Source organism: Geothermobacter hydrogeniphilus (genome assembly GCF_002898515.1).
GTDB lineage: Bacteria > Desulfobacterota > Desulfuromonadia > Desulfuromonadales > Geothermobacteraceae > Geothermobacter_A.
The window spans coordinates 1-23,041 of the sequence record NZ_PPFX01000011.1 but is presented as its reverse complement, the minus strand read 5'-3'; the positions used below and the strand labels follow the sequence as shown (position 1 = coordinate 23,041).

19 protein-coding genes and 1 pseudogene are annotated in these 23,041 nt (G+C 58.6%); 7 read left to right on the top strand and 13 right to left on the bottom strand.

The genetic code is table 11. The features are described from left to right. Positions 1 to 5: 5 nt before the first annotated feature. The gene (locus C2E25_RS06595) at positions 6 to 2,441 is read right to left on the bottom strand and encodes a hypothetical protein (RefSeq protein ID WP_103114972.1); all 2,436 of its coding nucleotides are present in this window, start codon (positions 2,439 to 2,441) and stop codon (positions 6 to 8) included. A gap of 229 nt (positions 2,442 to 2,670) precedes the next feature. On the opposite strand from C2E25_RS06595, the gene C2E25_RS06590 reads away from it, so the two are divergent. The 5 genes from C2E25_RS06590 (at position 2,671) to C2E25_RS06570 (ending at position 7,893) form a co-directional block, all read left to right on the top strand. After that, positions 2,671 to 3,762: an ethylbenzene dehydrogenase-related protein gene (locus tag C2E25_RS06590; RefSeq protein ID WP_158247166.1), complete on the top strand. Its 1,092-nt coding sequence runs from the start codon at positions 2,671 to 2,673 to the stop codon at positions 3,760 to 3,762. A 4-nt stretch (positions 3,763 to 3,766) separates the two neighbouring features. Next, the gene (locus C2E25_RS06585; RefSeq protein WP_103114970.1) at positions 3,767 to 4,507 is read left to right on the top strand and encodes a carboxypeptidase-like regulatory domain-containing protein; all 741 of its coding nucleotides are present in this window, start codon (positions 3,767 to 3,769) and stop codon (positions 4,505 to 4,507) included. Continuing rightward, positions 4,501 to 5,436, top strand: a complete 936-nt coding sequence (locus C2E25_RS06580) for a HEAT repeat domain-containing protein (RefSeq protein WP_103114969.1) — start codon at positions 4,501 to 4,503, stop codon at positions 5,434 to 5,436. The genes C2E25_RS06585 and C2E25_RS06580 overlap by 7 nt, the downstream gene beginning before the upstream one ends. Before the next feature lie 214 nt (positions 5,437 to 5,650). Further along, the gene (locus C2E25_RS06575) at positions 5,651 to 7,156 is read left to right on the top strand and encodes a 4Fe-4S binding protein (protein WP_103114968.1); all 1,506 of its coding nucleotides are present in this window, start codon (positions 5,651 to 5,653) and stop codon (positions 7,154 to 7,156) included. Further along, positions 7,153 to 7,893 (top strand): hypothetical protein, encoded by a 741-nt coding sequence (locus tag C2E25_RS06570; RefSeq protein ID WP_103114967.1) that lies wholly within the window; start codon positions 7,153 to 7,155, stop codon positions 7,891 to 7,893. Before C2E25_RS06575 ends, C2E25_RS06570 begins: the two co-directional genes overlap by 4 nt. 8 nt (positions 7,894 to 7,901) lie before the next feature. Here C2E25_RS06570 and C2E25_RS06565 read toward each other — a convergent pair whose 3' ends face one another. The 3 genes from C2E25_RS06565 to C2E25_RS06555 form a co-directional block, all read right to left on the bottom strand. Further along, positions 7,902 to 8,216 carry a CcdB family protein gene (locus tag C2E25_RS06565; RefSeq protein ID WP_103114966.1) on the bottom strand — a complete coding sequence of 105 codons (315 nt, stop codon included), beginning with the start codon at positions 8,214 to 8,216 and terminating at the stop codon, positions 7,902 to 7,904. Continuing rightward, positions 8,216 to 8,467, bottom strand: coding sequence for a type II toxin-antitoxin system CcdA family antitoxin (locus C2E25_RS06560; RefSeq protein WP_103114965.1), 252 nt, complete (start codon positions 8,465 to 8,467; stop codon positions 8,216 to 8,218). Before C2E25_RS06560 ends, C2E25_RS06565 begins: the two co-directional genes overlap by 1 nt. Positions 8,468 to 8,977: 510 nt before the next feature. Beyond that, the gene (locus C2E25_RS06555; protein WP_158247165.1) at positions 8,978 to 10,477 is read right to left on the bottom strand and encodes an FG-GAP repeat domain-containing protein; all 1,500 of its coding nucleotides are present in this window, start codon (positions 10,475 to 10,477) and stop codon (positions 8,978 to 8,980) included. A gap of 382 nt (positions 10,478 to 10,859) precedes the next feature. Here C2E25_RS06555 and C2E25_RS06550 point away from each other — a divergent pair, with 382 nt between their 5' ends. Both C2E25_RS06550 and C2E25_RS06545 read left to right on the top strand, forming a co-directional pair. Further along, positions 10,860 to 12,170 carry a tetratricopeptide repeat protein gene (locus C2E25_RS06550; RefSeq protein ID WP_103114963.1) on the top strand — a complete coding sequence of 437 codons (1,311 nt, stop codon included), beginning with the start codon at positions 10,860 to 10,862 and terminating at the stop codon, positions 12,168 to 12,170. A gap of 94 nt (positions 12,171 to 12,264) precedes the next feature. After that, on the top strand, positions 12,265 to 13,596 hold the full coding sequence (locus C2E25_RS06545) for a tetratricopeptide repeat protein (protein WP_146032913.1): 1,332 nt from the start codon (positions 12,265 to 12,267) through the stop codon (positions 13,594 to 13,596). Here the strand turns inward: C2E25_RS06545 and C2E25_RS17480 are convergent. The 9 genes and pseudogenes from C2E25_RS17480 to C2E25_RS17475 all read right to left on the bottom strand — a co-directional run. After that, positions 13,588 to 13,749: a DUF5989 family protein gene (locus tag C2E25_RS17480; RefSeq protein ID WP_158247164.1), complete on the bottom strand. Its 162-nt coding sequence runs from the start codon at positions 13,747 to 13,749 to the stop codon at positions 13,588 to 13,590. The genes C2E25_RS06545 and C2E25_RS17480 overlap by 9 nt on opposite strands. A 166-nt stretch (positions 13,750 to 13,915) precedes the next feature. Further along, complete coding sequence (locus tag C2E25_RS17635) at positions 13,916 to 14,071, bottom strand: DUF5989 family protein (RefSeq protein ID WP_172399608.1); 156 nt, start codon at positions 14,069 to 14,071, stop codon at positions 13,916 to 13,918. Further along, positions 14,061 to 15,107, bottom strand: a complete 1,047-nt coding sequence (locus C2E25_RS06540; RefSeq protein WP_158247163.1) for an SGNH/GDSL hydrolase family protein — start codon at positions 15,105 to 15,107, stop codon at positions 14,061 to 14,063. Before C2E25_RS06540 ends, C2E25_RS17635 begins: the two co-directional genes overlap by 11 nt. Next, entirely contained in the window at positions 15,097 to 17,196 is a 2,100-nt protein-coding gene (locus C2E25_RS06535; RefSeq protein ID WP_103114960.1) for a tetratricopeptide repeat protein, read from the bottom strand. The genes C2E25_RS06540 and C2E25_RS06535 overlap by 11 nt, the downstream gene beginning before the upstream one ends. A 36-nt stretch (positions 17,197 to 17,232) precedes the next feature. After that, a complete protein-coding gene (locus tag C2E25_RS06530; protein ID WP_146032912.1) occupies positions 17,233 to 17,619 on the bottom strand; it encodes a hypothetical protein in 387 nt (128 codons plus the stop codon). Positions 17,620 to 17,645: 26 nt separating this feature from the next. Further along, a complete protein-coding gene (locus tag C2E25_RS06525; RefSeq protein WP_103114958.1) occupies positions 17,646 to 19,454 on the bottom strand; it encodes a carbamoyltransferase in 1,809 nt (602 codons plus the stop codon). Continuing rightward, positions 19,451 to 20,668 (bottom strand): hypothetical protein, encoded by a 1,218-nt coding sequence (locus C2E25_RS17810; RefSeq protein ID WP_233189359.1) that lies wholly within the window; start codon positions 20,666 to 20,668, stop codon positions 19,451 to 19,453. Before C2E25_RS17810 ends, C2E25_RS06525 begins: the two co-directional genes overlap by 4 nt. Before the next feature lie 21 nt (positions 20,669 to 20,689). Then, positions 20,690 to 21,151: pseudogene (locus C2E25_RS18085) on the bottom strand (SGNH/GDSL hydrolase family protein); the annotation flags it as partial. Between the two features lie 448 nt (positions 21,152 to 21,599). Then, positions 21,600 to 23,041, bottom strand: a 1,442-nt coding sequence (locus C2E25_RS17475; RefSeq protein ID WP_158247161.1) for a hypothetical protein, incomplete at its 5' end; no start/stop codon positions are given.

Genomic DNA, 23,041 nt, shown 5'->3' with positions numbered 1-23,041 from the left:
GGACCTTATCCGAAAGCGGCCGAGCGCCGCGAAAGAACCGCCAGCAGCGCCAGCAGGTAAACCAGACCGCCGGCCAGCAGGGTCAGGGTATAACCCCAGTTCATCGCCACCACCACCGCTAACAGTGAACCCAGCACCCCGGTGGCGCCGTTCACTCCCCAACTCCAGGCAACATCCCGGTTATCGGGATGCAGCAGCCGCATCCCGAGCGGCAGGGGAAAACCGAGCAGCACACCGAGCGGAGCCAACAACAGTCCGGCCAGCAGACAGCGGGCCGCCAGCGGCAGAGTCAGCAGGGCATCGAGTAGCGGCGGAAGACCGTAACCATAGCCTTGAGATAGCAAAACCAGTACCAACAACAACGGCAGCAGCAGACGTCGTTCGCCGCCGCGCGGCACACGGCCGGCGAGCAGCGCCCCCAGGCCGGAAAAAACCAGCAGGGCGAAAAGGATCACCGCCAGGGCGTAAATCGGCTGGCCGAGAAAGAGGATGAAACGCCGCATCAGGCCGATTTCAAGCAACATGAAACCAAGGCCTAGACAGGCGAAGTAGAGCAGCCGCCGGCCGCTGCTGGGTCGGCGCAGGGCCTTTCGCTGCCAGATCAGCAGCGGCAGGATGATGCACACCAGGGTCAGCACCGCAACCACCACCAGCAGGTTGCGCAGAATCAGCACCGCGCGATCCTCGAAGCGGCTCTTGTCCGGGAAGGTGAACAGGGTCAGGAAATCGGCCGGCTTGTACATGTAGTAGAAAAACGGACGATCGTCAGTGGTCGGGGAGATGTCGAACGGAAATTCGTCATGAAAGGCCGCGTCCCCACCACTGCGGACCAGGCGGTGAAAGGGATCGTCACCATCACGACGATCGGGAAGCAGCACCTCCTGAAACGCGAGCGCCGCCGAGATCGCCCTCAGCCGGGCGATCTCGGCGGCGCTGAAGGGTTTTTTCTTGAGCATGAAGTTGGCCAACCCGCGCTCCTTGATGACGGCGATATGCGCGGCGGGATCGGCCACCCCCTGCTGCTGCAGGAACGCCAGGCCGAGTGAGACCAGGCGCAGGGTTTCACGCTCGAAGATAAAGCGGGAGATGGACAGCACGCCGTTGTCGGACAGGTGGTTCCAGTAGTCGGCGAAGGATTCGAGGGTGTAGAGATTGTTCTCAGACAAGGTGAAGGCCCCGGCCGAAGGCGCCATGCGGCCGAACACCGCCGAGGCCTGGATCACGTCCCAGGTGCGCTGCTGGCGGCGAATCCAGCTGCGTCCCTCGTCGACCACCAGCTCGACATCAGGGCGCCGGTAGAGTCCGCCGGTAAAGGCGACGAAGCGGTCATCGACCGCCCGGGCGATCAGCGGATTGAGTTCCAGCGCCGTCACCCGATCGGCGCCGCTGGCCAGGGCGGCGAGGACATCCTTGCCGCCGCCGGGACCGATCACCAGGCCGCTGCCGCCACCTCTGAGCTGGTACGGCAGGGCGATGACATTGCTGCGGAAATAATCAAGAGTTTCTTCTCCCCGCCAGCGATACATGGTGGTATAGCCGGTGTCGTCAACCACCATGCCAAGCTGTTCGGGAATCGGGCCGCGATAGGTGCGGGAGAGCCCCCAGGCCTGTTGCAGCTCCTCTCCGCGCGACGGATAAACCGCCACCCGCGAAAAGGAATTCCAGGCGCTCCAGAGCAGGTTCGGTTCATAGCGGCCGCGCACGAAACGCACCCCGGCGAAATCGGTCGCCAGGTTGCCGACCGTCAGGCCGACCAGCACCAGCGACGCCCCGGCCAGCAGCAGCCTGACGCCTCGCGAACCGGGCCGCGGCAGAAACAGGAACGCGGCCAGCAGCCCGAACAGGGCGATCAGCGGCAGGCCGCTGATGCCGCCGACCAGCAGCAACACGCCGATGATCAGCAGGCAGCCGGCACCGGCGCCGAACAGGTCCCAGCTGTAAAGGCGGCCGATCTGGCGCAGATAACGACGCAGCAGCAGGGTCACCGCCAGGCCGCTGAAGAAAAAGGGCAGCGCGGTCACCAGGTACAGCAGGGCCAGCACCGGCAACAGGCCGAAGGGAACCCCCTTGTTGTAGAACCCCTGCTGGAACGGCTGGTAAAACGGCTGGTGAAAGAAGGAAAGGACCTTGAAGGCGAATTGCGGCTGCAGTCGAAACAGGACAAACAGGCCGAACATCATCCCGAGGGCCAGGGCAAAACCGAAACTGCAGAGAGAACAGTCACGCGCGGTCCGTTCCACCGGGAACCAGCCGGGACGCAACTGCACCAGCAACGCGGCGACTGAAAAACCGAACAGCGCCAGGCTGATGGCCATGGAGGCGAAATGGTACCACATCAGCACCGAGAAGATCCGGGTCAGGATCAACTCGTACATCAGGCCGGCCAGAGAGATGGTGAACATCCCCCAGCAGGTTCGGCGATCGAGGTCGATGGACGTCATAGCGGAACTGAAATAGCAAGCCCTGTGCCGAGCCTTCCTCACGCCGCGGGTGCCTCTCAAGGCGTTTATCGCGACACAAAAAGTCCAGTCATGTCATTTATTTGCCTGCCCCCAACGCAACCGGGCGGAAAAATGCCATGCGCCCGTCCCGATTCCACGGCAAACGGCCCGTCAAGCGGCCGCGGGACAAGCCTCAAGCTGGTATATGATTTGCAAAATCTCTTCGACTGTGAAAGAGACTTCCGAACAAGACCTCCGCAGGTTCCCGCGCTTCCTCATTCCGCTGACCCTGCTCGGCATCGCCGTTTTGATGCTTATCGTCGTCGGCTGCCGCGATCCCGAGGGCAACCGGCTCTACGCCCTGCACCTGGCGAAGGCGCCGACCGCCGCCGACTGGGAACGCGCTCTGCCGCACCCGATTATCGTGCGCGGCGGCCGGGTCCACAAGATCGATGTCTTTCCCGATATCGACAAGGACACGGTGCATACCTCGACCCCGTCCTGCCACCACGGCGGTGCCATTCCCCGGCCCCTGACCGTCGATGTCCGGGCCTTTTACACCGACAGCGACCTCTATCTGCGACTGAGATGGCGCGATCTGACCCGTGACGATGCCATGCAGCAATGGCGCTTTGACGGCAGCCGCTGGACCAGCAACGGCCTGAAGGAGGACGGGTTCGGGCTGATGTGGCAGCCTCCCACCGACCAGCGCCCCTTCTCCTGCACCCTGGCCTGCCATATCGAAGATTTCGGAGTTGCCGGCGCGACCTTCCATGCCACCAACAAGATGAAACTTGAGAAAGCGGGACCCTGGCTCGACCTCTGGAACTGGAAGGCCGACCGTACCGGGCGGCTCGGCTTTGCCGACGATCGCTGGCTCGACCAGAAAGGCATGCATGGCGACCTGCCGGGCGACCTGATGCGCCCGAACTCACGGCTGGCTTCCGGGCAGACCGAGACAGTCGGCCTCTTCGGCGACAAGGACGCGCCGGTTTATGACGGCCAGGGGCGCATCATCGGCAAGGAGTTCCGACCGGCCGGCAGCCTCGCACCGGGATGGATGGTCGAACGCCCGATCGGCCACCGGGCCGATGTCCGTGCCACAGCCTTCTGGAAAAACGACCACTGGACGGTCATCCTCCGCCGCCCCCTTGTGACCGGCGACCCGCATGACGTAGAATTCAGTCCGGCCCTGACCGACGGCATCGCCTTCGGCCTGTCGGTGATGGACAATACCCTCGACGAACATTACGCCTCGCGCGGCAGCGAGTGGTTGATCCTGCTTCCGCCCTCCGCCGCCGAGGCCGGCAATCCGGAGTGAATCGATGAAACCTCTGAAATGGCTGTTACTGATTGTGATGGTCCTGTTGACACTCGGTTGTCAGCAGGACCAGGGACAGGACCAACCTGGAAAAATGACCAAAATCAGCGGCAAGGTGATGGTTCCCCTGGAGGGCGCCTATCTCTACATCTACCAGAAGGGAATGGACCTCTACGGGCCGGCCATGACCGTCTCCCGGCCGACCGGACCCGACGGCAGCTTCGAACTGAGCCTGCCGCCCGGCGACTATATTGCCGTGGCGCGCAAGCGTAAAAACGGCGAAGCCGCCGGGCCGGTGCGGGCCGGTGACTACAAAAGCGGGTTCATCAATCTCACCGCCGCCGGTAACCCCATCGAGCTGACCGTTGCCGCTCCGGTGAAGATCGGCGACGAACGCCGCCTCACCAGCGCCCTGCCGGAATCCGGCACCGGGATCTCCGGAATGATCCGCGATGCGGACGGCAAACCGGTCGAAGGGGCCCGCATTCACGTCTACGACCACGTGCAGATGTCCGAACGCCCCAAATACGTTTCCGAAAAAACCGGTCCCGACGGCCACTACCTGATCTACCTGCCGTCCGGCGGCACCTACTACCTGGCCGCCCGGGACAAATTCGGCGGACCGCCGCAGATTGGCGACCTCTACGGACGCTATGATCAGGGCACCATCGAACCCTCGGCGGTGGTGGTTCGTGACGGCGAAATCCTCAAGAACATCGACATCACGGTCACCAAGGTATGGTAAGGTCGGACCTGAAAAATCGAGCCGGTTGCCGACGGCTGCTGATCTCGCTGCTAATCTCGCTGCTGCTGGTCTGCGGCTGCAGCAGCGAACCGGCTCTCGACCTGACCGCCCTTGACAACGCCGCCCGGGCCGGTGACGCTAAGGCGGTCAGCCAGCTTGTTTCCCTGCTCGGCCGTACCGACAACGGTCTCAACGACAAGGTCTACCCTCTGGTCACCCAGCTCGGCAAAGCCGCCATCCCGGCCCTTATCGACCAGGCCGACAGCGATGACCGAGTGTTGCGCGAATACGTCATTGCCTCGCTCGGCACCCTGCAGGCCAAAGAAGCGGTGCCGGTCATTGTCAAATCCCTGCGCGACAAGAGTTTCAGTCGCCGCTACATCGCCGCATGGGCCCTCGGTCAGATCGGCGACGTCAACAGCATCCCGGAACTGCTGCAGGCTCTCGACGACGATGACAGCGGCGTGCGCCGCTACGCCACCCGCTCCCTGATCCGCTTCAACACCAGGGCGGTGGCTCCCCTGCTCGGCTACCTGCCGCAGGCCCCGCCGCGCGGCCAGGCCGGAGCGATCCGGGCACTGGGGGATATCGGCGACCCGCGCGCCCTCGAATTACTGCTGAAGGCAGTCGACGGCCCCAACCGGGGCGAAGTCTTCATGGCCCTCGGTAAACTCAAGGACCCACGCGCCGAAAATGCCCTGATCCGGGGTCTGCGGGATGCCGACTGGCGCAACCGAATGAATGCCGCCATGGCTCTTGGTCCGCTCGGCGGTCCGGCCGCGGCCGCGGCCCTGCGACCGGTCCTGGAAGACCCGGTGATGGTGGTCCGCGAATGGGCCGCCCGCTCCCTGGAAATGGTCAGCGGTGAACATGTCCGCTACCGCGACGCCAAGGGCAAGCTGGTGATGCCCTACAAGATTTATCACTGAAATCCATAAAGGGCACCAAAACAAAAAAATCATTCAACGGAGAGGCGGAGAGGAGCAGAGAAGAAGAGAAAATCTTTCGGATTTTAAAACCTCAAAAAAGGTTTTATGTCTTTCTCCGCGTTCTCTCCATCTCAGCGTCTCTCCGTTAAAAATGGTTTTCTTGGTGTCCTCGGCCCAAATTACCTTTTTTGCTCACACCGGAGACAGCTGACACATGTTTTCCAACCTCTTCGACATCCCGCTGCTCGGCCCCCTGCTCCGCTCGCGCTGGACCTGGCGGCTGCTGCGCCTCGGCGCCCTGGTACTGCTGCTGGCGATGATCGCCTGGGGCTGGAAAGAACATGGCATCCCCGGCATCAAGGCCGGTGACGCGCTGATGTACACCAACCTGACCAATCATCTGTTCTGGGTCTGGTGGATCATGGGCGTGGTGATCGTCGCGCTCTTTTTCGGCCGCAGCTGGTGCGCCGTCTGTCCGCTGGGATGGCTCAACGGCCTGGCTGCACGCATCGGCCTGCGGCGGGAGCTGCCGGGCTGGCTGAAAGGCTACATCCCGGTAACCCTGGCGCTGGTGGCCCTGCAGGTGGTGGTCTACCTGTTCGCCATTCACCGCTACCCCGATCTGACCGCCCGCCTGCTGGCGCTGCTGGTGGCGCTGGCGGTCGGCTGCGGGCTGCTGTTCCGGCAGCGCGCCTTCTGCATGCTGCTCTGCCCGGCCGGTGCCGTGTTCGGGCTCTATGCCCGGCTCGCCCCCTTCGAACTGCGGGTCAAGCAGAACGGTGGCTGCGCCACCTGCAGCGACCAGTCCTGTGTCGCCGGCGGCAGCGAGTGGCGGCGTTTTTCCCTCGGCCGCGGGGTCTTCTTCTGGCACAGCCGCCGCGACGACTGTCCCGTCGACCTGGTCCCCGAACAGATCCGGGACAGCCGCGACTGCACCCTCTGCCTGAACTGCGTCCACAACTGCCGCAACAACAGCATCCGGGTCGGCTTCCGCCGCTGGATGGCCGACCTCGGGCAGTCACCGCTGCCGGCGGGGGAGGCACTGTTTCTCGTCGTCCTGCTCGGCCTGCTGACCGCCAACTTCAGCAAGGTCTACATCGACCTGCGCGAGGCGCTGCTCTGGCCGCCGCAACAGGCCGCCCTGCTGCTCGGCTGGGGTGGAGACGGCTTCAACCTGCTGGCCGCCTTCTGGGTCGCCCTGCTGCTGCCAGTCTTGATGCTGCTGCCGGCCTGGGCCGCCTGGCGACTGGCCGACCTGCAGGTCGCCGCGCTGCCGGCAACAGCCGCGCCTACCGCACCGACGGCTCCCCCCCGGACCGAACACGGCTTCTGGCACCGTATCGGCTACCTGACGCTGCCGGTCATCCCGCTGCTGCTGGCGGTTCACCTGGTCCTTGCCGTGGTCAAGATCAACGCCAAGGCCGGCTACCTGCCCTTCGCCCTGCGTGACCCGTCGGGAGTCAAGAGTTTCCTCGCCATCAACGTCATGCACACCCTGCCAGGACCGGGCATCCTGATCCCGCTTGACATCCTCAAGTGGATTGTCCTCGGCCTGCTCGCCGGCGGCATCCTGGTGGCCCTGTTCGCCGCCAGACGCTGCGCCGACCAATTACCGACCGATACGTCCCGACGCGGCTACCTGTTCGGCGCCCTGCTGGCCATCGCCCTGCCGTCCGCCATGTACGTCGCCACCCTCATCCGCTGGTTGTTCATCCGATGAAAAAGACAATCCCGATCCTGCTCTTCGTCCTGCTGATGACCGGCGGCTGCGACCAATCACAACAAACCTCATCGGCGAGTCCCGAAGACGGCCCGAAGACTGAACAGTCCGCGGCAACGACAGCCGATGCGGTTTCCGAGCCGGCAGAGACCGCCGAACAGACCCCGGTGCCCCCCTCCCCGCCGCTGTTCGAGAATTTTCAGGGGCAGCCGCAGATCTCCCTCTTCCCCCGCGTCGGGCCGGCGCGGCCGGAAAAAGATGACAAGCTCTACCCCTTCTGGGCCACCTATCTCGACCATCTGCGGCGCATCAGCGGCGTGACCGACCGTCCCGTCGAAAGCAACCGGGCCTTTTCCATGCGCAGCATCAACGGCGTCGACACGCTCGGCTGGTTCGCCCCGATCGCCGTCACCCCCGATACCCGCTATCGCGTCAGCGCCACCTTCAAGGCTAATCTTCCCGAAGGAGCCGTCTGCGGCATCGGCGTCATCGAATTCGATCGTTTCCTCTGGATCGGCGACCAGTTCACCCGCAAACAACTGGATGAACACCAGCGGGCCGCCTCCGTACTCATCAACCTGTCCGGAAAAATCGACTGGCAGCCGCAGAGCGCGTCCTTCACCACCGGTCCCGAGACCCGGATGATCCACCTGCTCTTCTTCCGAGACGGACCCGGCGGCAAGGAGCCGGTGCTGTTTGATGATGTAAGAATTGAGAAGGAAAACGGGGAAAGGTGACCGGGACGCTAAAAACCATGCAACAGAAAATCAATCGCGGCCAGGATTTCGCCGCGGGAACCCTCCAGTGACGCCACTTTGTTGCGCAATTCACCGGCGGGATAACCTGCCATTTCAGGCGTCGACATCATCACATCCCTCCCTCCCACAGTAAATCGCGGGCACAGCTTTGCGACGACCTCAGATGCCGAACAGACCAGGACCAGAGGGACCACCGCACGCGTCACAAGGGTGTTATGCAGGTCATGCTGAACATCAAGAAGGAAAGGGATGACCTCTTTGGAGTCCGGCTCCTCGTTCTCATAGACATCAAACTGAGCCATCAGAACCTCCTCTTGCGGGCCCCGAACACACCCTGCTTCTCGATACGGGCATTGTAGGAGGCAATCGCCTGCTTGTTCTCCTCACGCCACTGCTCCTCCAGAGCCTTGCGCACCTTGACCAGAACAGCCTCTTCAAAGGTCCGGGACAGGTTGATCCCGACCTGTTTCGCAACCCGCAGAAGATCCTCATTGACGGTAAGATTGACCGGCCTTTTAGGAGCTTCGGGACGATACACATTCTGCGCCTTCATTGCGTCCCCCTTGCAAAGATAGTTTGTGCGCATAGCATACCCTCACACAATAACAGAAACAACCCTGAATCAGTGAGTTCCTGTTGGATGGAGAGCACAAGTGCTTGGTCTGAATGATATTTTCAAAAATCTGAAGCGCACCCACAGGTTCGCTGGTGATTTTTGGGAAGCTCAGGCAGAGCAATGACTTGGGCTATCCGCCGACAAGGGGCTCACTGATTCAGGACAACTTAATTGCCGGGTTGAGCATTCCAGACGAGACCTCAGAATTCCCTGATTCAGGAATTCGACAGGGCCGGGCCGGAGCCCCGATACAGGAAGCTTAAAAAGGAAACGGGCCGGAGATTTGTTCTCCGGCCCGTTTCCTTTTCATGTGGTGCGTGTCCTCAGCAGGGATGAACGTTCCCGCTGCCGACAACACGCGGCTTCAGATATTTTTTCATCGTCGCCTCCTTGTTGGTTTCAGGTTAATGGAACTTGCTTGGTTCTTCTATCCAAGTTTGCTGCTGCTTACTTGTCGATACTTGCCAGCTGCTTCTGCTCGACCACCGAGGGCTCAATCAGTTCAACGGTCTGGCCGGTTTTCAGGTTGTCGAGACGCGCCTGAATACCGCTGGGGAAGGTCGCGACGACATCGTAACGCTTGCTCGCGTCCAGACCGAAATGGGCGACTTTCGGGCTCTGGGCACAGAACCCGGTAGCGGAACGGATTTCCTGCATGCCCTCCAGCCTGGTCTTGCCGGTTTCGAAAACCGTAACCTTGGTGCCGTAGGCATCCTTGCTGGAAATGGTGCCGGTCACCTTGACCTTGATCCAGTTGTTGTCGTTCTGGTTGTTCAGGTAGAGCCTGTTCTCGGCGCCCCAGTTGATGACATAGAGATCAAGGTCGCCGTCATTGTCGATATCGGCAAACGCGGTTCCCTTGGTGCGCACGGTTTCACATTTGAGAACCGGCTGCTGATCAGCAACATTGTGGAAATTGCCCTTGCCATCGTTGAGATAGAGCTGGTTGGCCAGTTTGCAGTCACCTTCGTAGAGGTCGAGGTCACCATCGTGGTCAACGTCACCGAAGGTCGGTCCCTTGCCCCACCCCTCGTGGGTGGAAGCAATTTTTTCGCTGGCCATGGTGAAATGACCTTTGCCGTCATTCAGATAAAGGTTGTTGGGACCGACGTAATTGGAGACAAACAGATCCTGGTCACCATCCTTGTCGATGTCGGCAAAGGCGGCCCCGAGCCCCCAGTTGGGATCGGCGACACCGGCGGACTTGGCAACTTCCCTGAAGGTTCCGTCGCCATTGTTCATGTAGAGCCGATTCGGCTCACCGACCGGGTACTGGCCGTTGACCACGTAGAGATCGACGAAGTTGTCGTTGTTGACATCGGCCCAGACCGCCATCCAGCTCCAGGAACGGTCACCGACTCCGGCAACATCGGTCACGTCGCTGAAGGTACCGTCACCGTTATTGTGATAGAGGATGTTCTTGGCGCCGACACCGTAGTTGGCGCAGTAGATGTCGAGATTGCCGTCATTATCATAATCGACGAAAGAGGCGGCGTAGGTGAAGGCCTTGAGGCCGACGCCCGCCTCATTGGTCACATCGGTGAAGGTACCGTCACCGTTGTTTTTGAACAGGCGGTTGGCCTCAATTTCATAGCGGCCGCCGGTGGCAAGATAGAGATCCTCGAAGCCGTCGTTGTTGTAGTCGCCGAAAACGCTGCCCATGGCGAAACCGGGATAGTCAAGACCATCGCCCGCCCTGGCGGTGATGTCCTCGAACTTGCCGTTGCCCTTGTTCAGGTAGAGCTTATTGGCGCCTCCCTTGTTGGACACATAGAGGTCCACCAGGCCATCATTGTTGATGTCGGCAAAAGCAACCCCCTTGCCGAAACCGGCGTCGGCAACCCCCGCTGTTGCGGAGATGTCCGAAAACTCCTGGGCCATGCTCAGCCCGGCGCCGAACAGCACCATGACCGAAGCCAGCAGCATACACAACGTCTTTTTACACATGCTTCCTCTCCTTTTCACCGACAGGTCCGTCTTCATGAAGAACCCTGAAAGGGATTACGCGACCATTTCCGTATGGGAGGCATCCGCACAGATACCAGGCAACCATTCAAAATCAAAAAGAAAAACGTCTAAGAAGCAGGACAACAGACACATAACAGATAAGTACTCCAGCCATTGTCCAGTCCCTGTTCAATTCAGAGTAACTGCAAAATCCACGCCTGTCAAACCAGCGGAGGGGACCGATATCAACTTCCACTGGTATCGACCGTCAGGCTCATTTACAATAGGCAGAAGCGAGTCAGCCGGGACAGCTTTTCATCCTCGCGTACTCCATCAAGGCAGAAACTCGACAGGCCATTGACGCCCCCGGAAAGGATCATTCATGTCAACCCTCCTCAGCCTGCTGCTGCCCATCCTGCTGCTGCTTTCATCAACCGCAGGTGCGGCACCAGCAACCGGCGACCCCGCAAAACCATCCATTCTGCTGAACACCCCGGTCGCCACCACCCTGGTCGAGACCGACACGGAAGCCCTGCTCGCCTGGCGCAAACAGGCAGATGACAATCCGACCCTGCTGCTGTTTTCCAACGACCCCTTCCTGCTGCCGATTCCCGAGACGGTGAAAAAGGATGCCCTGAACCTGGTTCTCAATGCCGACGCCGGGAACTTTCGTCGTCGGGCGGTCCTGCCGACCAGCGACCCGCTGCTGCTGCCCGGTATGGGAGTCTCCGCCGCCCTGGAGGCAGGAATGTTTTCCCGCCTGATATGGGTTCTCCCTCTGGACGAAAAGGCCCCGCTGCCGACGGTGGAAAAAATTCGCGAACAGTTGCTCAGCCATGGTGTCCTCGACAAAACCGAAGCGAACCGGCTGAAAAAAGTCGCCGGGCATTTTACCGGCAGCGTGCGCGGGATCCCGTTGGACATTTATGGTTCAAACAACCTCCCGGACCTGACAGGGCTGCTGGCGGTTCACATCGACCTGAGTTTTTTCTCTGTCCGCTATCGTAACGAGATCAGGACCCCGGTCTACAGCCTGCTCGGAGAGGATCTAAAACGCTGGAAGCAACAGCAATGGGCGGTCAACACTGTCAGTATCTCGTTCGGCAACCTCTCCGGCCATGTGCCGCTCGGCATCCGTTTTCTCGGGCGGGACCTGAAACAGATCCTTGAACATCCGGCAATGCTGGATGACCCCCTGCCCCGCACCTGGGATCTGCGCGCCCGGGCACTCTACCTGGAGAATTTTTTCAAAAAAGAAGAGATGCTGAAGATCTTCAATGAGATGGATCGTCTCGAACCGGACAACCCCGATGTTCTCTACGGCCTCTACCAGGTCCAGCGACGCTTTAAAAACGGCAACGCAGCCCTGCAACGGCTCGCCGAAGCAGTTCGCCTCGACCCCGGCTACGGCCTGGAATATTTCACCCTGGCCGACACCGCGATGGAAAAGAAACGACCCGACGCCGCGCTGCGGATGCTTTCACTGGCGGCGGCGACCCATCCGGAAAGCCCCGCTCCGCTGTTGCGGCAGATGGAGATCCTTGAACAGATCAATCGCCGGCAGCCAATGACTGGTCTGCTGCAACGATTAAAGTCAATGCCCTGGTCAAAGATCTATTACGCAAAGACTCTTGAACAGATTCAAAACCGCCAACCGCCCCGTGACCATCCGGCAACCGATAAAAACAGATGATGGACTTCGGTAAAGGGCCATCAGTGGTCACTTTGTCCTCCCACACAATTCCACATTACCTGATCCACCAACAAAGATAAAATAAAGGTCCCATATGCGCTCAAAACTATCCATTTTTGGCATCGCAAGTTTGCTTTTAGCCCTGAGCTCCGCCTGTTATGGAACCCCCGGGGGCGGGAAACCACAAGGTGCAGCAGTCAACCTGTTTGAGTTGTCGACCGACGCCCTGGTGAAGTGGCGAACACTTCCGGAACCGGCCACCATGGTGGTTCTGAGCAATGTACCTTTCCTGCAACCCATCCCGAAGCAATTAAGAGAGAAAGTCCAGTCCCTCGTCAAAAACGGGCGCGCGGAAGATTTCGAGAAAAAAGCCAGGTACTTCCGACCCGGTCCCATACTGTTGCCCTCGCAGGCAATCAGCGCCGCACTGCAGTGTGGACTGGTCTCCGACGTCCTCTGGGTCATTCCAAGCCGAATCCCCATTGCGGACTTCGATCTGAACCGACTGGGCGATCGACTGGTCGAAAGCGGAATCCTGACTGCGGAAGAAAGGGAACTGCTGACAAAACGGAAGCACATGATTCTATCCCCTCTCCGGGGGCATCAACTCATGATGACAACAATCATGGACCTTTCCCTAACAGAAAAATTCCATGAAAACCTGATCGTTCATTTTGACCTGAGCTATTTCCAGGCCCTCTATAAAAACGAGGTCAAAACTCCCATTTACGACCTGCTGGAATCGACGTTGAAACAACTGGTCAAGGCTCTTCCGAAACCGTCCATGACCACTCTTTCCTACTCAACGGAAGAGGAAGGCATGGTTGAGATGAACCTGAGATTCCTCGGCAAGGACATCCAGGCATCATTCAACGCAGAAGGCCTGTCCGCGGCAAGGCGACGGCTACGGGAAACACGAAAAAAAGCTCTTTACCTGGCAACCTTCATGATCAATGACAAGGCCCTCGACCTGCTGAAAAAGACCGTACTCGATTTTCCCGACGACCCTGCCCTGCTCTACGATCTGTACCGCTTTGAACGAAGCGCCAAAGAGGGCGATACCGCACTGAAAACACTCGCCATGGCGGTTGAACTTGACCCCGGCTTCGGCTATGAATATCTTTCCCTGGCCCGCGATGCCGAAACTGCGAGGCGGCCGGACAAGGCGATTGAGATGCTGCAGAAGGCCAAACTGATTTTCCCCGACAACCACTACATTGATCTTGAAACAGCCGCCGCGTGGAAGAGGGCCGGACACGCGGCAGGTGCACTTGCAATCTACCGCGATCTGCAGACGAAAACCTGGTCTGAAGTCTATTATCCGGATATGCCGACCCGCCTGAAAAACCTGATCTCGCAAGTCAGTGAAACACCCCGGAAGCCCCCTGGAGAGAGAAATCCCCCCACCAAGGGCCTGTCAAAATAACGCGTAGATGAAGGGTGTCAGTACGGGAATTTCGGCAAGAAGAATCAGGGCAGTCATCAGCACCAGCGCCAGCACCAACGGAGCAAGGACGAATTTTTTCCGTTCCAGCAAAAACCGGGACAATTCTCTTAAAGTCTCGAACCCGCGCATCATCCTAACCCCTTGCCGACAGAGAGGGTCACAACCTGTCACGCTCTCTTTGCTCTGGACCTGAAATCACCAGCGAACCTATGGGTGCGCTTCAGATTTTTGAAAATCTCGTTCAGACCAAGCGCTTGCACTTTCCATCCAACAGGAACTCACGGATTCAGGCTGGAGACTAAAAAAGGGCATAGATAAAGGGCGCCAGAGCAGACCCTTCCGTCAGCACCAGCAGCCCCCCCAGGGCAACCAGGAGAACCAAAATTGTCCCCAGCCACCATTTCTTGTTGCTGAAGATAAACTGGATGATTTCCCGAATAATCTCATTTTTCATTAGATCCTGATCCCCTGCGCTGTTCCATGGAAGTCACCGCTTCCTGCCATGATAACGTTTCAGGCAACCGGCGCGCAAGTTCATCTGCATAGAGGCGATGTGCAAGGATATTCGGATGAGAATCCTCCGCGCTGACCCAGAACTCCCGTCCCCCCGATTGCGGCAAAGCCGGGCGCAGATCTATGAATTCAACACCCGCAGCATCAATCAGCCGCCGCAACCGCAGACGGATGTCCGCAAATTCATCTCTGGCCAGATCATGAAGTTCCGGAAGCATGACAAAAACAATTGGAATACCCCTGCGGCGGCAAAGGCTGACCATCTCCCGCAATGCCGACTGCATCTCTTTGAAACCGGACGAATCCGCCTGGAAGAGATCTTCATAATAGTGATCAAAATCCTTCCGGAAACCCAGCCTGCGCTGCAGGGCATCAAGCCGTCCCCACAACCAGACGGCAAAAGCCGACTGCTTTAACAGCGGGTGGAATTCCAGAGCCCTGGAAGGTTCGGCGTCATTGAGGAAAATACCCACCAGCACCATATCCGGACGGTAGTTCAGGGCATGATTCTTCAACATGGCCAGTTCATCGACCGAGTTGTAATTGCCGACCCCGAAATTCAGTGTTTCAATCTGAAGTCCGGGCTTAACCCCGGCAAGAGTTTTCTCCAGCAGCGCAGGATAGGCATCCCGCTGCGGAACTCCCCAGCCGAAGGTGATGGAATCTCCCAGGATCGCTATCCGCAAGTGAGCTGAATCCGGTTCAAAAGAATGCTCCCGGTCTCTCAGCCCATCACTGTTGGTACAGACCTCGACCCCCATGAGGATTTCGCAGACTCCGGGACGATGCTCGAATCTCATCCCCGGATGATTACTGACGACCTTGACCCGCTCGGCATATTTCCACATTTCAACATCATATTGCGGCCGCCAGATCGTCAGCAGACGGATGCCAACCTCCCCTGCCCCCCAGAAAACCAGGATACCGAACAAAATTGCCGGAATAATGACGCGCAAGGGCTGACGGTCAACGGACATGACTGCAATCCTTTTCCTCCGCGACCGCCTCATTCCGCAACTCGGCGGGTACATTGTGCGCTCCGCGCGGCTCCCGACAAAGATAACGGCCGAACTGCCGAACTGCCTCTGCCCGCTTTCCGAGCCCGCGGTAATAGACCACACCCAGGTTCAGATAATGGGTCGGCCAGGGATTGCGACCGGCCAGGGCTGCGACAAACGTCTTTTCAGCCTGTTTCCATTGTCCTTGTCGCATCTGGACCAGCCCCAGGTTTTCCCGGGCGGGTTGGCAGCCCGGGGCCTCACTCAAGAGCCCCTGATAGAGATCGGCGGCCTTCTGCAATTGCCCCGCACCTTCCAGGGCACGCCCCCGCAGGGATGCCAGATCACAATCGGCAGGAAAATTCCGAAGCGCTTCGTCTGCCACTCGCAGGACTTCGTCAAACTTCTTCAACCGCAACAGAAGATCTACCAGAGATGCATAGATATCTTTTCGCGGCGGTCCATTGTCAAGCGCACGACGATACCATTGGACAGCCTGTTCATTCTTGCCCGCATGCTCCAGCAGCAGGGCCATAAACGGATCTGCTTCATGGTAATCCGGATATTTCCCGAACACCCGTTGCAGGAGTTTCAGGGCCTCGGCCTCACGACCCTGACGATAGCGCACTTTGGCAAGTTCGGCCGCCGCATAAGGCCCCGGATAACCTTTTTTCAGCGCGAGTTGCAACATCTCAGAGGCACGGCTCAAAGCCCCCTGCCGCAGATAGATCTTTCCCCAGGTAAACGCCAGGTGGGCATCCATCTCTACGGCTCCTTCATCCAGACCATCAAGCACCTTTCGCCACCTTAAGATCCGCCGCTGATCCGCTTCCGGCCATTCCGGAAAAGATGCCGCAAGCGTCTTCCAGACCGTCCAGGCAATCGCCGCATGTCCCCGCTGGGTCGGATGGGCATAATCGAGAATCATCCGGTTGCCGGCCAGGCCCAGGGAAGATCTGCGGTTCAGCTCTCCTTCGAGGTCCGCCAACGGCAAGCCGTTGGCTTTCGCCAGATCCCTGATTTCATTGTTCGTTCGTGATGTCGCCCGCACCGGGACAGGATCAAGATCCGCCGCCCGGCGCAGATAGAACCGGGCCTGGTCAAGACGGCCGAAACGCCGAAGCACCTGACCGAAATCGAAACAGAACCGGGCATCATCCCGCATCTCCGGTTCCAGACGAGAGAGGATATTCAATGCCTCGTCCGGCCGACCATCCCGCATGGCCATCCGGGCATCCGCAAGCAGGGCATTCGGCTGTTTTCCATTTTCAGCCGGCGGCCAGTCAGCGAGGTTGGCCGGCAGGGTACAGAACATGAGTCGAATTCCTGCCTGCCGGGCGAAGATAATCATCTGCACAAGATTCTTGTTGAAACGGGCAACAACTTCCCGTCGGGTTGCCGCATCGGGGCTGTAAACCGTGCCGTCGATAACCGGGGAGAAAACCACCCCTCCAAGATTGTCGACAACATCGATGGTCTCTCTGCTTGACGACTTGGACTTGGGCAACAGATGCCTCATCAATTGCGCCAATCGCAGGCTGCGCAGCAGTTTCCATCCCCGACGGCTGTTTTTGATCGAGGTTCGGTAGGAATCCTCGACAAATTCCGCATCCCCGACACAGACAATGACCAGATCGGGAGCATAATCCGGCAAAGACCGCAGGATACCCAGAGCCCGTGAACTCCCGTAGGCGGTGCCGCCAAGGTTAATCACTTCGAATTTTCGACGGGGATAAAGTTCCTTCAACCCTTCGGCAAGCCTCGACGGCCAGGCGGCTTCAGCAGGATACGGGTAGCCGAAGGTCGTTGAACCACCGATACAGAAGATCCGAAAGGTTCCCGTTTCCTTATGCCGCGGGAACCGCTGCAGACGCAGAGCCCCCAGAAACTCCCGACGAGTTTCAACGACATCACCGGCAACAATAAAGGGATCAATACGGGTCCAGGCAAGGTCATCCGTCCCGGTTCCCGAGGGAGTCCAGACCAGGCGCAACACCCCCTCCCCCGCCGCCAGCAGCATCACCCCGAAAAGAACCAGCAGCAATTTTCCATACCATCGTTGCTTCATCGCACCATACTGGAGAGCTCCGGCAACCCGCCAGAATCAGAATTGCCTTTCCCAATTTTTTCCAACCGGAGCGTTTGTATCCCTAAGTTGCCAATAACTGACAGCATCCGGATCCGGGCCTTTTTCAAGAAAACATTTTCCGGACAAACGGGCGATCAGGCCGGTGGGGAAAACAACCAGCACGAAAACCACGACCAGCACCAGCCTGGTCATGACTCCACCAACGACAGCAGCCAGCTTCATCCACGGTCCGTAGATCAACATGAGCCGTGAAGGGGCCAGCCAGGCACACAGTAAACCCGCTGCCGCGGCCAGGCAGAGGACGTTTCCGAGCCAGGTGAAATATCCCGGACCGACCCCGGCCGCAAAGAGCAACAGGCCCCCAAGACCGAGACCGAACCAGCGCAGTTGACTGTCTGCCATGCTCTTCTTCTCCATCCCGGCTCCCGTCAATCGAGTTCCTTCGCGCCACTGGGACCTTGCCATTCCGGCTGCAGCCTCTTATCCAGCAGAAACGGGCCGACAACCAGATAGTCCATGCCGGTCCCCATGAAACAGCGATAAGCGTCCTCGGGGGTACAGACGATCGGTTCGCCCCGAACATTAAAGGAGGTATTGATCAAGACCGGGCAGCCGGTCAAACGTTCAAATTCCAGCAACAGATTATGAAACAGGGGGTTCATGACGGCCGAAACCGTCTGCAGGCGGGCGGAATTGTCCACATGGGTCACCGCCGGAATCTCGGATCTCGCCACTCTGAGCCGGGCGAGTCCCGACAACTGCGATTCTTCTTCGGTCAATCGACGCAGTTTCTCCGCTTTGACTTGTGCAGTCAACAGCATATAAGGACTTTCGGCGTCGTGGTCGAAATAGTCCCTCACCCGTTCTTCACGAATGGCCGGCGCAAAGGGCCGGAACCCTTCCCGGAACTTAATCTTGAGATTGACCCGGGTCTGCATTTCCGGAGATCTGGCATCGGCCAGAATCGATCGATTCCCAAGCGCGCGAGGGCCGAACTCCATCCGTCCCTGAAACCAGCCGACCACCTGTCCTGAGGCAAGCAGTTCGGCAGTCCGCTTCAACAGCGACGCTTCCTCAAGGCGCTGACGCGGTGCCTGATACTTGTCGAGAATCGTACCAATGGCCTCCTCCGAATAATCCGGCCCGAGATAACTGCCGGCCATGGAGTCCAGACCTCCCTGCACTTTCCGTTCTTTGTCATGGGCCACATACCAACCGAACAGTGCCGCCCCGACCGCCGCTCCGGCATCACCTGATGCAGGTTGAACCCATATCTTTTCAAACGGACCCTCACGCAACAATCGGCCATTGGCGACACAATTCAAGGCAACTCCACCGGCCATGCACAAATGAGGCGAACCGGTTTCTTGATGAACATGGTGTCCCATCCGCAAGACCGCCTCCTCGGTCACCACCTGGATGGAACGGGCCAGGTCCATGTCCCGCATGGTCAATTCTGATTCAGGTTTGCGCGGCGGGCCTTCAAACAGCTTGTGAAAACGCTCGTTGGTCATGGTCAATCCGGTGGCAAAGTTGAAATAATCCATATTAAGCCGGAAAGAACCATCCTCTTTCAGGTCAATGATTTCATCACGAATTCGTTGAACGTAGCGCGGTTCGCCATAAGGAGCCAACCCCATGACTTTGTATTCTCCCGAGTTGACCTTGAATCCCAGATAATAGGTAAAAGCGGAATAGAGCAGCCCCAGGGAATGGGGAAAACGAATCTCTCCCAGCAGGTCAAGCCGGTTCCCGCAACCGCGACCGAAACTGACGGTGCTCCACTCACCCACTCCGTCCAGGGTCAAAACAGCTGATTCTTCAAAGGGGGATGGGAAAAATGCCGAGGCGGCATGTGACTGGTGATGCTCGGGGAAATAGATCGGCCCCTGGTAATCGAGATGCTTACGGATAGCTTCCTTGATCCAGATTTTTTCCTTCATCCAGACCGGCAGAGCGGTCAGGAACTGCTTCAGGCCACGCGGAGCAAACGCCAGGTAGGTTTCAAGCAACCTTTCAAACCGCAAAAACGGCTTTTCGTAAAAGACAACCGCATCCAGATCGTCACTGGAAAGACATGCCTGTTCCAGACACCAGGTCAACGACTGCAGCGGAAAACCCGCATCGTGCTTTTTTCGGCTGAACCGCTCTTCCTGGGCGGCAGCAACGATCTTTCCATCCCTGACCAGGCAGGCGGCGCTGTCGTGGTAATAGGCTGAAAGTCCCAGGATATTCATGGGTTGCCATTCTTTTTCAACTGATGAGCACCAACATCGTTCCACCACTGCTCAAGTTCTGCATCCGGCGCCGGATGATGTTCAAGGCGTAAAGCCTTGAGATAATGCATCCTTGCCTCCTGTTTCCGACCGGCCAGCACATAGAGATCGGCAAGTTCCTTCTCCAAAGCCGGAACGTCCGTCTCGACCTGTTGGAGCTTGTTCAGCAACGCTTTTGCCGCCCGATCCTGTCCGGCTTGAAAAAGGGCCCTGCAGCGGGCAACATCCAGACGCATTTTCATGCCGTCCGGCCAAGTTGTTTCATCCAGAAGATCCAGGGCTTTCCGCCCACTCTCCTGCATCAGCAACGCCTGAACCCTGCCGAACCTGATCCAGGGGTCGCCGGGATCGAGTTGTTCCGCCTGAACAAAATATTGCATGGCCTCGAAACCCGCTCCCCGCCAGAGAGCAAGGCTGCCGAGCTGCTTGGGAATTTCCGCTTCATCCCGTACCGTTTTCCATGCCAGTTTCAACGCCCTTTCCGCTTCTGGATATTTCCCGGCCCAGTAATAAAGCCGCCCCACCCCCCAAAGCCCACGAGCCCGATAGCGTTCTGGAATCTTTGCCAGTTCAGAAGAAAGATAAGCTCTCGCGTCAACCATGCTCCCCTGCCATTGTTCAGCGGAAAGCGGTACCAGACCGGCATCTGTCGCAGCATTAAGAACAACCCAGGCCAAAATCTGCTGGCCCTCAAGGGTTGGATGCACATGATCCGCAAAGAGATTGTTCCCCGGGATTCCGCCAGGGGAAATCCTGCGGAAAAACGTCTCGATATCAGCCAGAGGAATCTTTCGGTCCCCGGCTATCTGTCGAATAATGACATTGAATTCATCCAGGGCACGCAAGGGCACAATATCATTCTGACGCGCCCGGTCGAACTCCTCATACGCCTTCTGAAACCGCTTCCGGCGTAGATAGATCTTGCCGATACGGTATGACAACTCGGCAAACTGGTCATCAATACGCTCAGCTTGCCGGTAGCTGTTCAAAGCACCGGTCAAATCTCCCGCAAGGGACTTTTGCTCTCCGTCCTCAAAAGCAGCCTGCCACTGTTGCCATTCCTCTTTTCTCAGACCGGCGCGATGTTCGGATTTGAAGGGTGAAACCCCGGAGAGATTAACCGGCAGCGTGCAGAGAATAAGCGGCACCTTCCGCCGACTGATCATCCGGGCCATGTCTCCGAGAGTAAAGCGGTACTGACGAATGACCCCTTCCCTGAACCGGGAATCCCGGTGGTAAAGTTCCGGACCGCCGACCTGTTCAAGAACCGCCTCCACATCTTCTCCGAGAACTGTTCGTCCAGCCCCCCCCTTGTGATGGCGCAGTTTCGTAATGGTTCGGTAAAGTTCTGAATAAAGTCGTGAGTGGTGAAGAATACCGCGCAGGCGCCTTCTCCCCTCCGGCTCCCGGATCAGGGGATCAAAGGTTCGCTTTTCAAGAAATTCGTTATGACCGGCGTAAATGACGACCAGATCGGGATCGTAATTCAGCAATTCCGGAAGCAGGCGCTTTAACCGATAACTGGCATAGGAGATACCCCCGGCATTGATAACTTCGACGTCAAGCCCCGGCACGTAACGCTCAAGCAATTTTTCCAACCAGGCACCAAACGCGGTCTTTCCGAGATAGGGACGACCATAGGTTGTCGATCCTCCCATAACCAGTATTCGAAAAGCTCCTTTCTTTTTGGGCATTTCAAACTGCTGCTGGTTGAAATAAGCCGCCTTGTCAGGGTTGAGATGAAAGAGGTTTTCGACATTATCATCACGCACGAACAGGGGGCTTTTACCGGCAAAACCTACAAACGGATCCTCCTGGCTGAGGGATGGCACTCCCAGCAGAGCAAGCAGTGACTCCAGCAATACCAGGAGGACAATCCCCACCAGCAGCGCTGCAATATTTTTCATCCAAGCCCTGAACAAGCCAGCCCTCCAAGAACGCATCTGCGCGTTACGATAACACAATCTCGCCGGGCTGAAAAAATGAAAAGGCCGGGACAAACGCCCCGGCCTTTTCACTCGATTACCGCTCAGCAGAGATGAACGTTACCGTTCCCCACTACCCTCGGATGACTATAGACCTTCATACATAGGAATCTCTCCTCCACTACCAGGGAGTGACCTTGTTCCAACCGTTGCCGACCCCGGCCGAATCACGAGTGTCACTGGGATCGTTGCCGCCGAGACGATGGCAGTTCTGGGCACTGGTCCAGTTGGAAATGGATCGGCCGTTGTTGTTGCTGCCGCCGCTGCCGTTGACCTGGAAACCATTATCCCAGGTGTTATGCTTGGTATCCAGGCAGTTGGTCTGCATCAGCTTCGGTAGACGGCTGGCGTGCGGGTTGTGACACTTGGAACAACTGAACTTGTGATACTGCGTCTGGGTCGTCCCTCCACTCTCATCAACCCCCCACTCATCACTGTTGTATTTGCGCGGCCGGGTATTGGCGCCGTCAGTCAACAATGGACTGTATCGCCAACCTTTACTGTTCGGGGTCCGGAAACCATATTTTCCGTTGTCGGCCGGGTCGGAGAAACCGTTGAAATGCTGATAAGGGTTATTGGTCCTGCCGCCCGTACCGCCACGGGCATCGTAGATATTGGCTTTGGCGGAGCCGCTGCCGCCGATAACAGCGTTGCTGTGGCCGTTGGTGCCGACCCAGAGCCCTTCACCGGTCTTCTTATCCATACTGTCAACATTGGTGCCGTGACAGAGGGTACACAGGCCGGCCGAAGAGGAAAGCGTCCAGCCGGCGGTCGGGTTGCCGCTGTTCTGGTCGATCCAGTAACCGCCCATGATGGTCGTGGTGGTCGAGGCACGCGGCACCCGCCCCCAGTTGTTGTTGTTCGGATAATTGGTTCCGGACTGTGGGGCGCCGTCCTCGTTGTAAGGATTACCCATCCAGGTGCCGCGCAGGTAGGGCTTGCCGGTGACGGTGTCGTTGGTCGCCTGGTTGCGGTTATGCACGTCGTGGCAGTAGCTGCAGCGGATATTCGCCACCGCGTCCGGGCTCTCGGTGTAGTTGTAGGCCGTCCCGGTCACTGCGCTGGTCCCGGCACTGTTGACCGAGTGGGTCGACTCGATGGCGCCGGTCTTGTAGCTGAAGTTGGCGCTGGTCCAGGTCGCCGTGGTCCAGTTGCTGGTGCTTAAGGACCCGTAGTTGTAGGTGCTGTTGCCGGTGTTGGCGTTGGTGTTGGTCCCCCACTCGCTGACGCCGTTGGCGTCGTGGCAACTCCAGCAGATCTCCGCCTCGGTGGTCTTGCCGCCGGTGGCCGTGCCGCCCAGCCAGATGCCGCCATGGGTGGTGTAGTTGATGCCGACGGTGGTGTTGTTCGGCACCTGCACATCACCGCTGTGGAAACCGTGGCACTTCTGGCACTGCAGCGACCAGTCGGTGGTACCGCTCAGGGTGTCACCAGTCGAGGCCTTGAGATGTGAGCCGTAGGATTCACCGCTAAAACCGGAGTTGCCGGTCGGATAGACCACGGTCGGACCGCTGCCGCCGGGAGCGTGGCAGAGATCGCAGCTGCCGCCGCCGAAGTCGCCGA

What these genes read in the sequence shown, in the direction of transcription:
- C2E25_RS06595 (WP_103114972.1), bottom strand. Translation starts at nt 2,441, where the DNA reads ATGACGTCCATCGACCTCGATCGCCGAACCTGCTGGGGGATGTTCACC.
- C2E25_RS06585 (WP_103114970.1), top strand. Translation starts at nt 3,767, where the DNA reads ATGAAACCTCTGAAATGGCTGTTACTGATTGTGATGGTCCTGTTGACA.
- C2E25_RS06580 (WP_103114969.1), top strand. Translation starts at nt 4,501, where the DNA reads ATGGTAAGGTCGGACCTGAAAAATCGAGCCGGTTGCCGACGGCTGCTG.
- C2E25_RS06575 (WP_103114968.1), top strand. Translation starts at nt 5,651, where the DNA reads ATGTTTTCCAACCTCTTCGACATCCCGCTGCTCGGCCCCCTGCTCCGC.
- C2E25_RS06570 (WP_103114967.1), top strand. Translation starts at nt 7,153, where the DNA reads ATGAAAAAGACAATCCCGATCCTGCTCTTCGTCCTGCTGATGACCGGC.
- C2E25_RS06565 (WP_103114966.1), bottom strand. Translation starts at nt 8,216, where the DNA reads ATGGCTCAGTTTGATGTCTATGAGAACGAGGAGCCGGACTCCAAAGAG.
- C2E25_RS06560 (WP_103114965.1), bottom strand. Translation starts at nt 8,467, where the DNA reads ATGAAGGCGCAGAATGTGTATCGTCCCGAAGCTCCTAAAAGGCCGGTC.
- C2E25_RS06555 (WP_158247165.1), bottom strand. Translation starts at nt 10,477, where the DNA reads ATGTGTAAAAAGACGTTGTGTATGCTGCTGGCTTCGGTCATGGTGCTG.
- C2E25_RS06550 (WP_103114963.1), top strand. Translation starts at nt 10,860, where the DNA reads ATGTCAACCCTCCTCAGCCTGCTGCTGCCCATCCTGCTGCTGCTTTCA.
- C2E25_RS06545 (WP_146032913.1), top strand. Translation starts at nt 12,265, where the DNA reads ATGCGCTCAAAACTATCCATTTTTGGCATCGCAAGTTTGCTTTTAGCC.
- C2E25_RS17480 (WP_158247164.1), bottom strand. Translation starts at nt 13,749, where the DNA reads ATGATGCGCGGGTTCGAGACTTTAAGAGAATTGTCCCGGTTTTTGCTG.
- C2E25_RS17635 (WP_172399608.1), bottom strand. Translation starts at nt 14,071, where the DNA reads ATGAAAAATGAGATTATTCGGGAAATCATCCAGTTTATCTTCAGCAAC.
- C2E25_RS06540 (WP_158247163.1), bottom strand. Translation starts at nt 15,107, where the DNA reads ATGTCCGTTGACCGTCAGCCCTTGCGCGTCATTATTCCGGCAATTTTG.
- C2E25_RS06535 (WP_103114960.1), bottom strand. Translation starts at nt 17,196, where the DNA reads ATGAAGCAACGATGGTATGGAAAATTGCTGCTGGTTCTTTTCGGGGTG.
- C2E25_RS06530 (WP_146032912.1), bottom strand. Translation starts at nt 17,619, where the DNA reads ATGGCAGACAGTCAACTGCGCTGGTTCGGTCTCGGTCTTGGGGGCCTG.
- C2E25_RS06525 (WP_103114958.1), bottom strand. Translation starts at nt 19,454, where the DNA reads ATGAATATCCTGGGACTTTCAGCCTATTACCACGACAGCGCCGCCTGC.
- C2E25_RS17810 (WP_233189359.1), bottom strand. Translation starts at nt 20,668, where the DNA reads ATGGCCCGGATGATCAGTCGGCGGAAGGTGCCGCTTATTCTCTGCACG.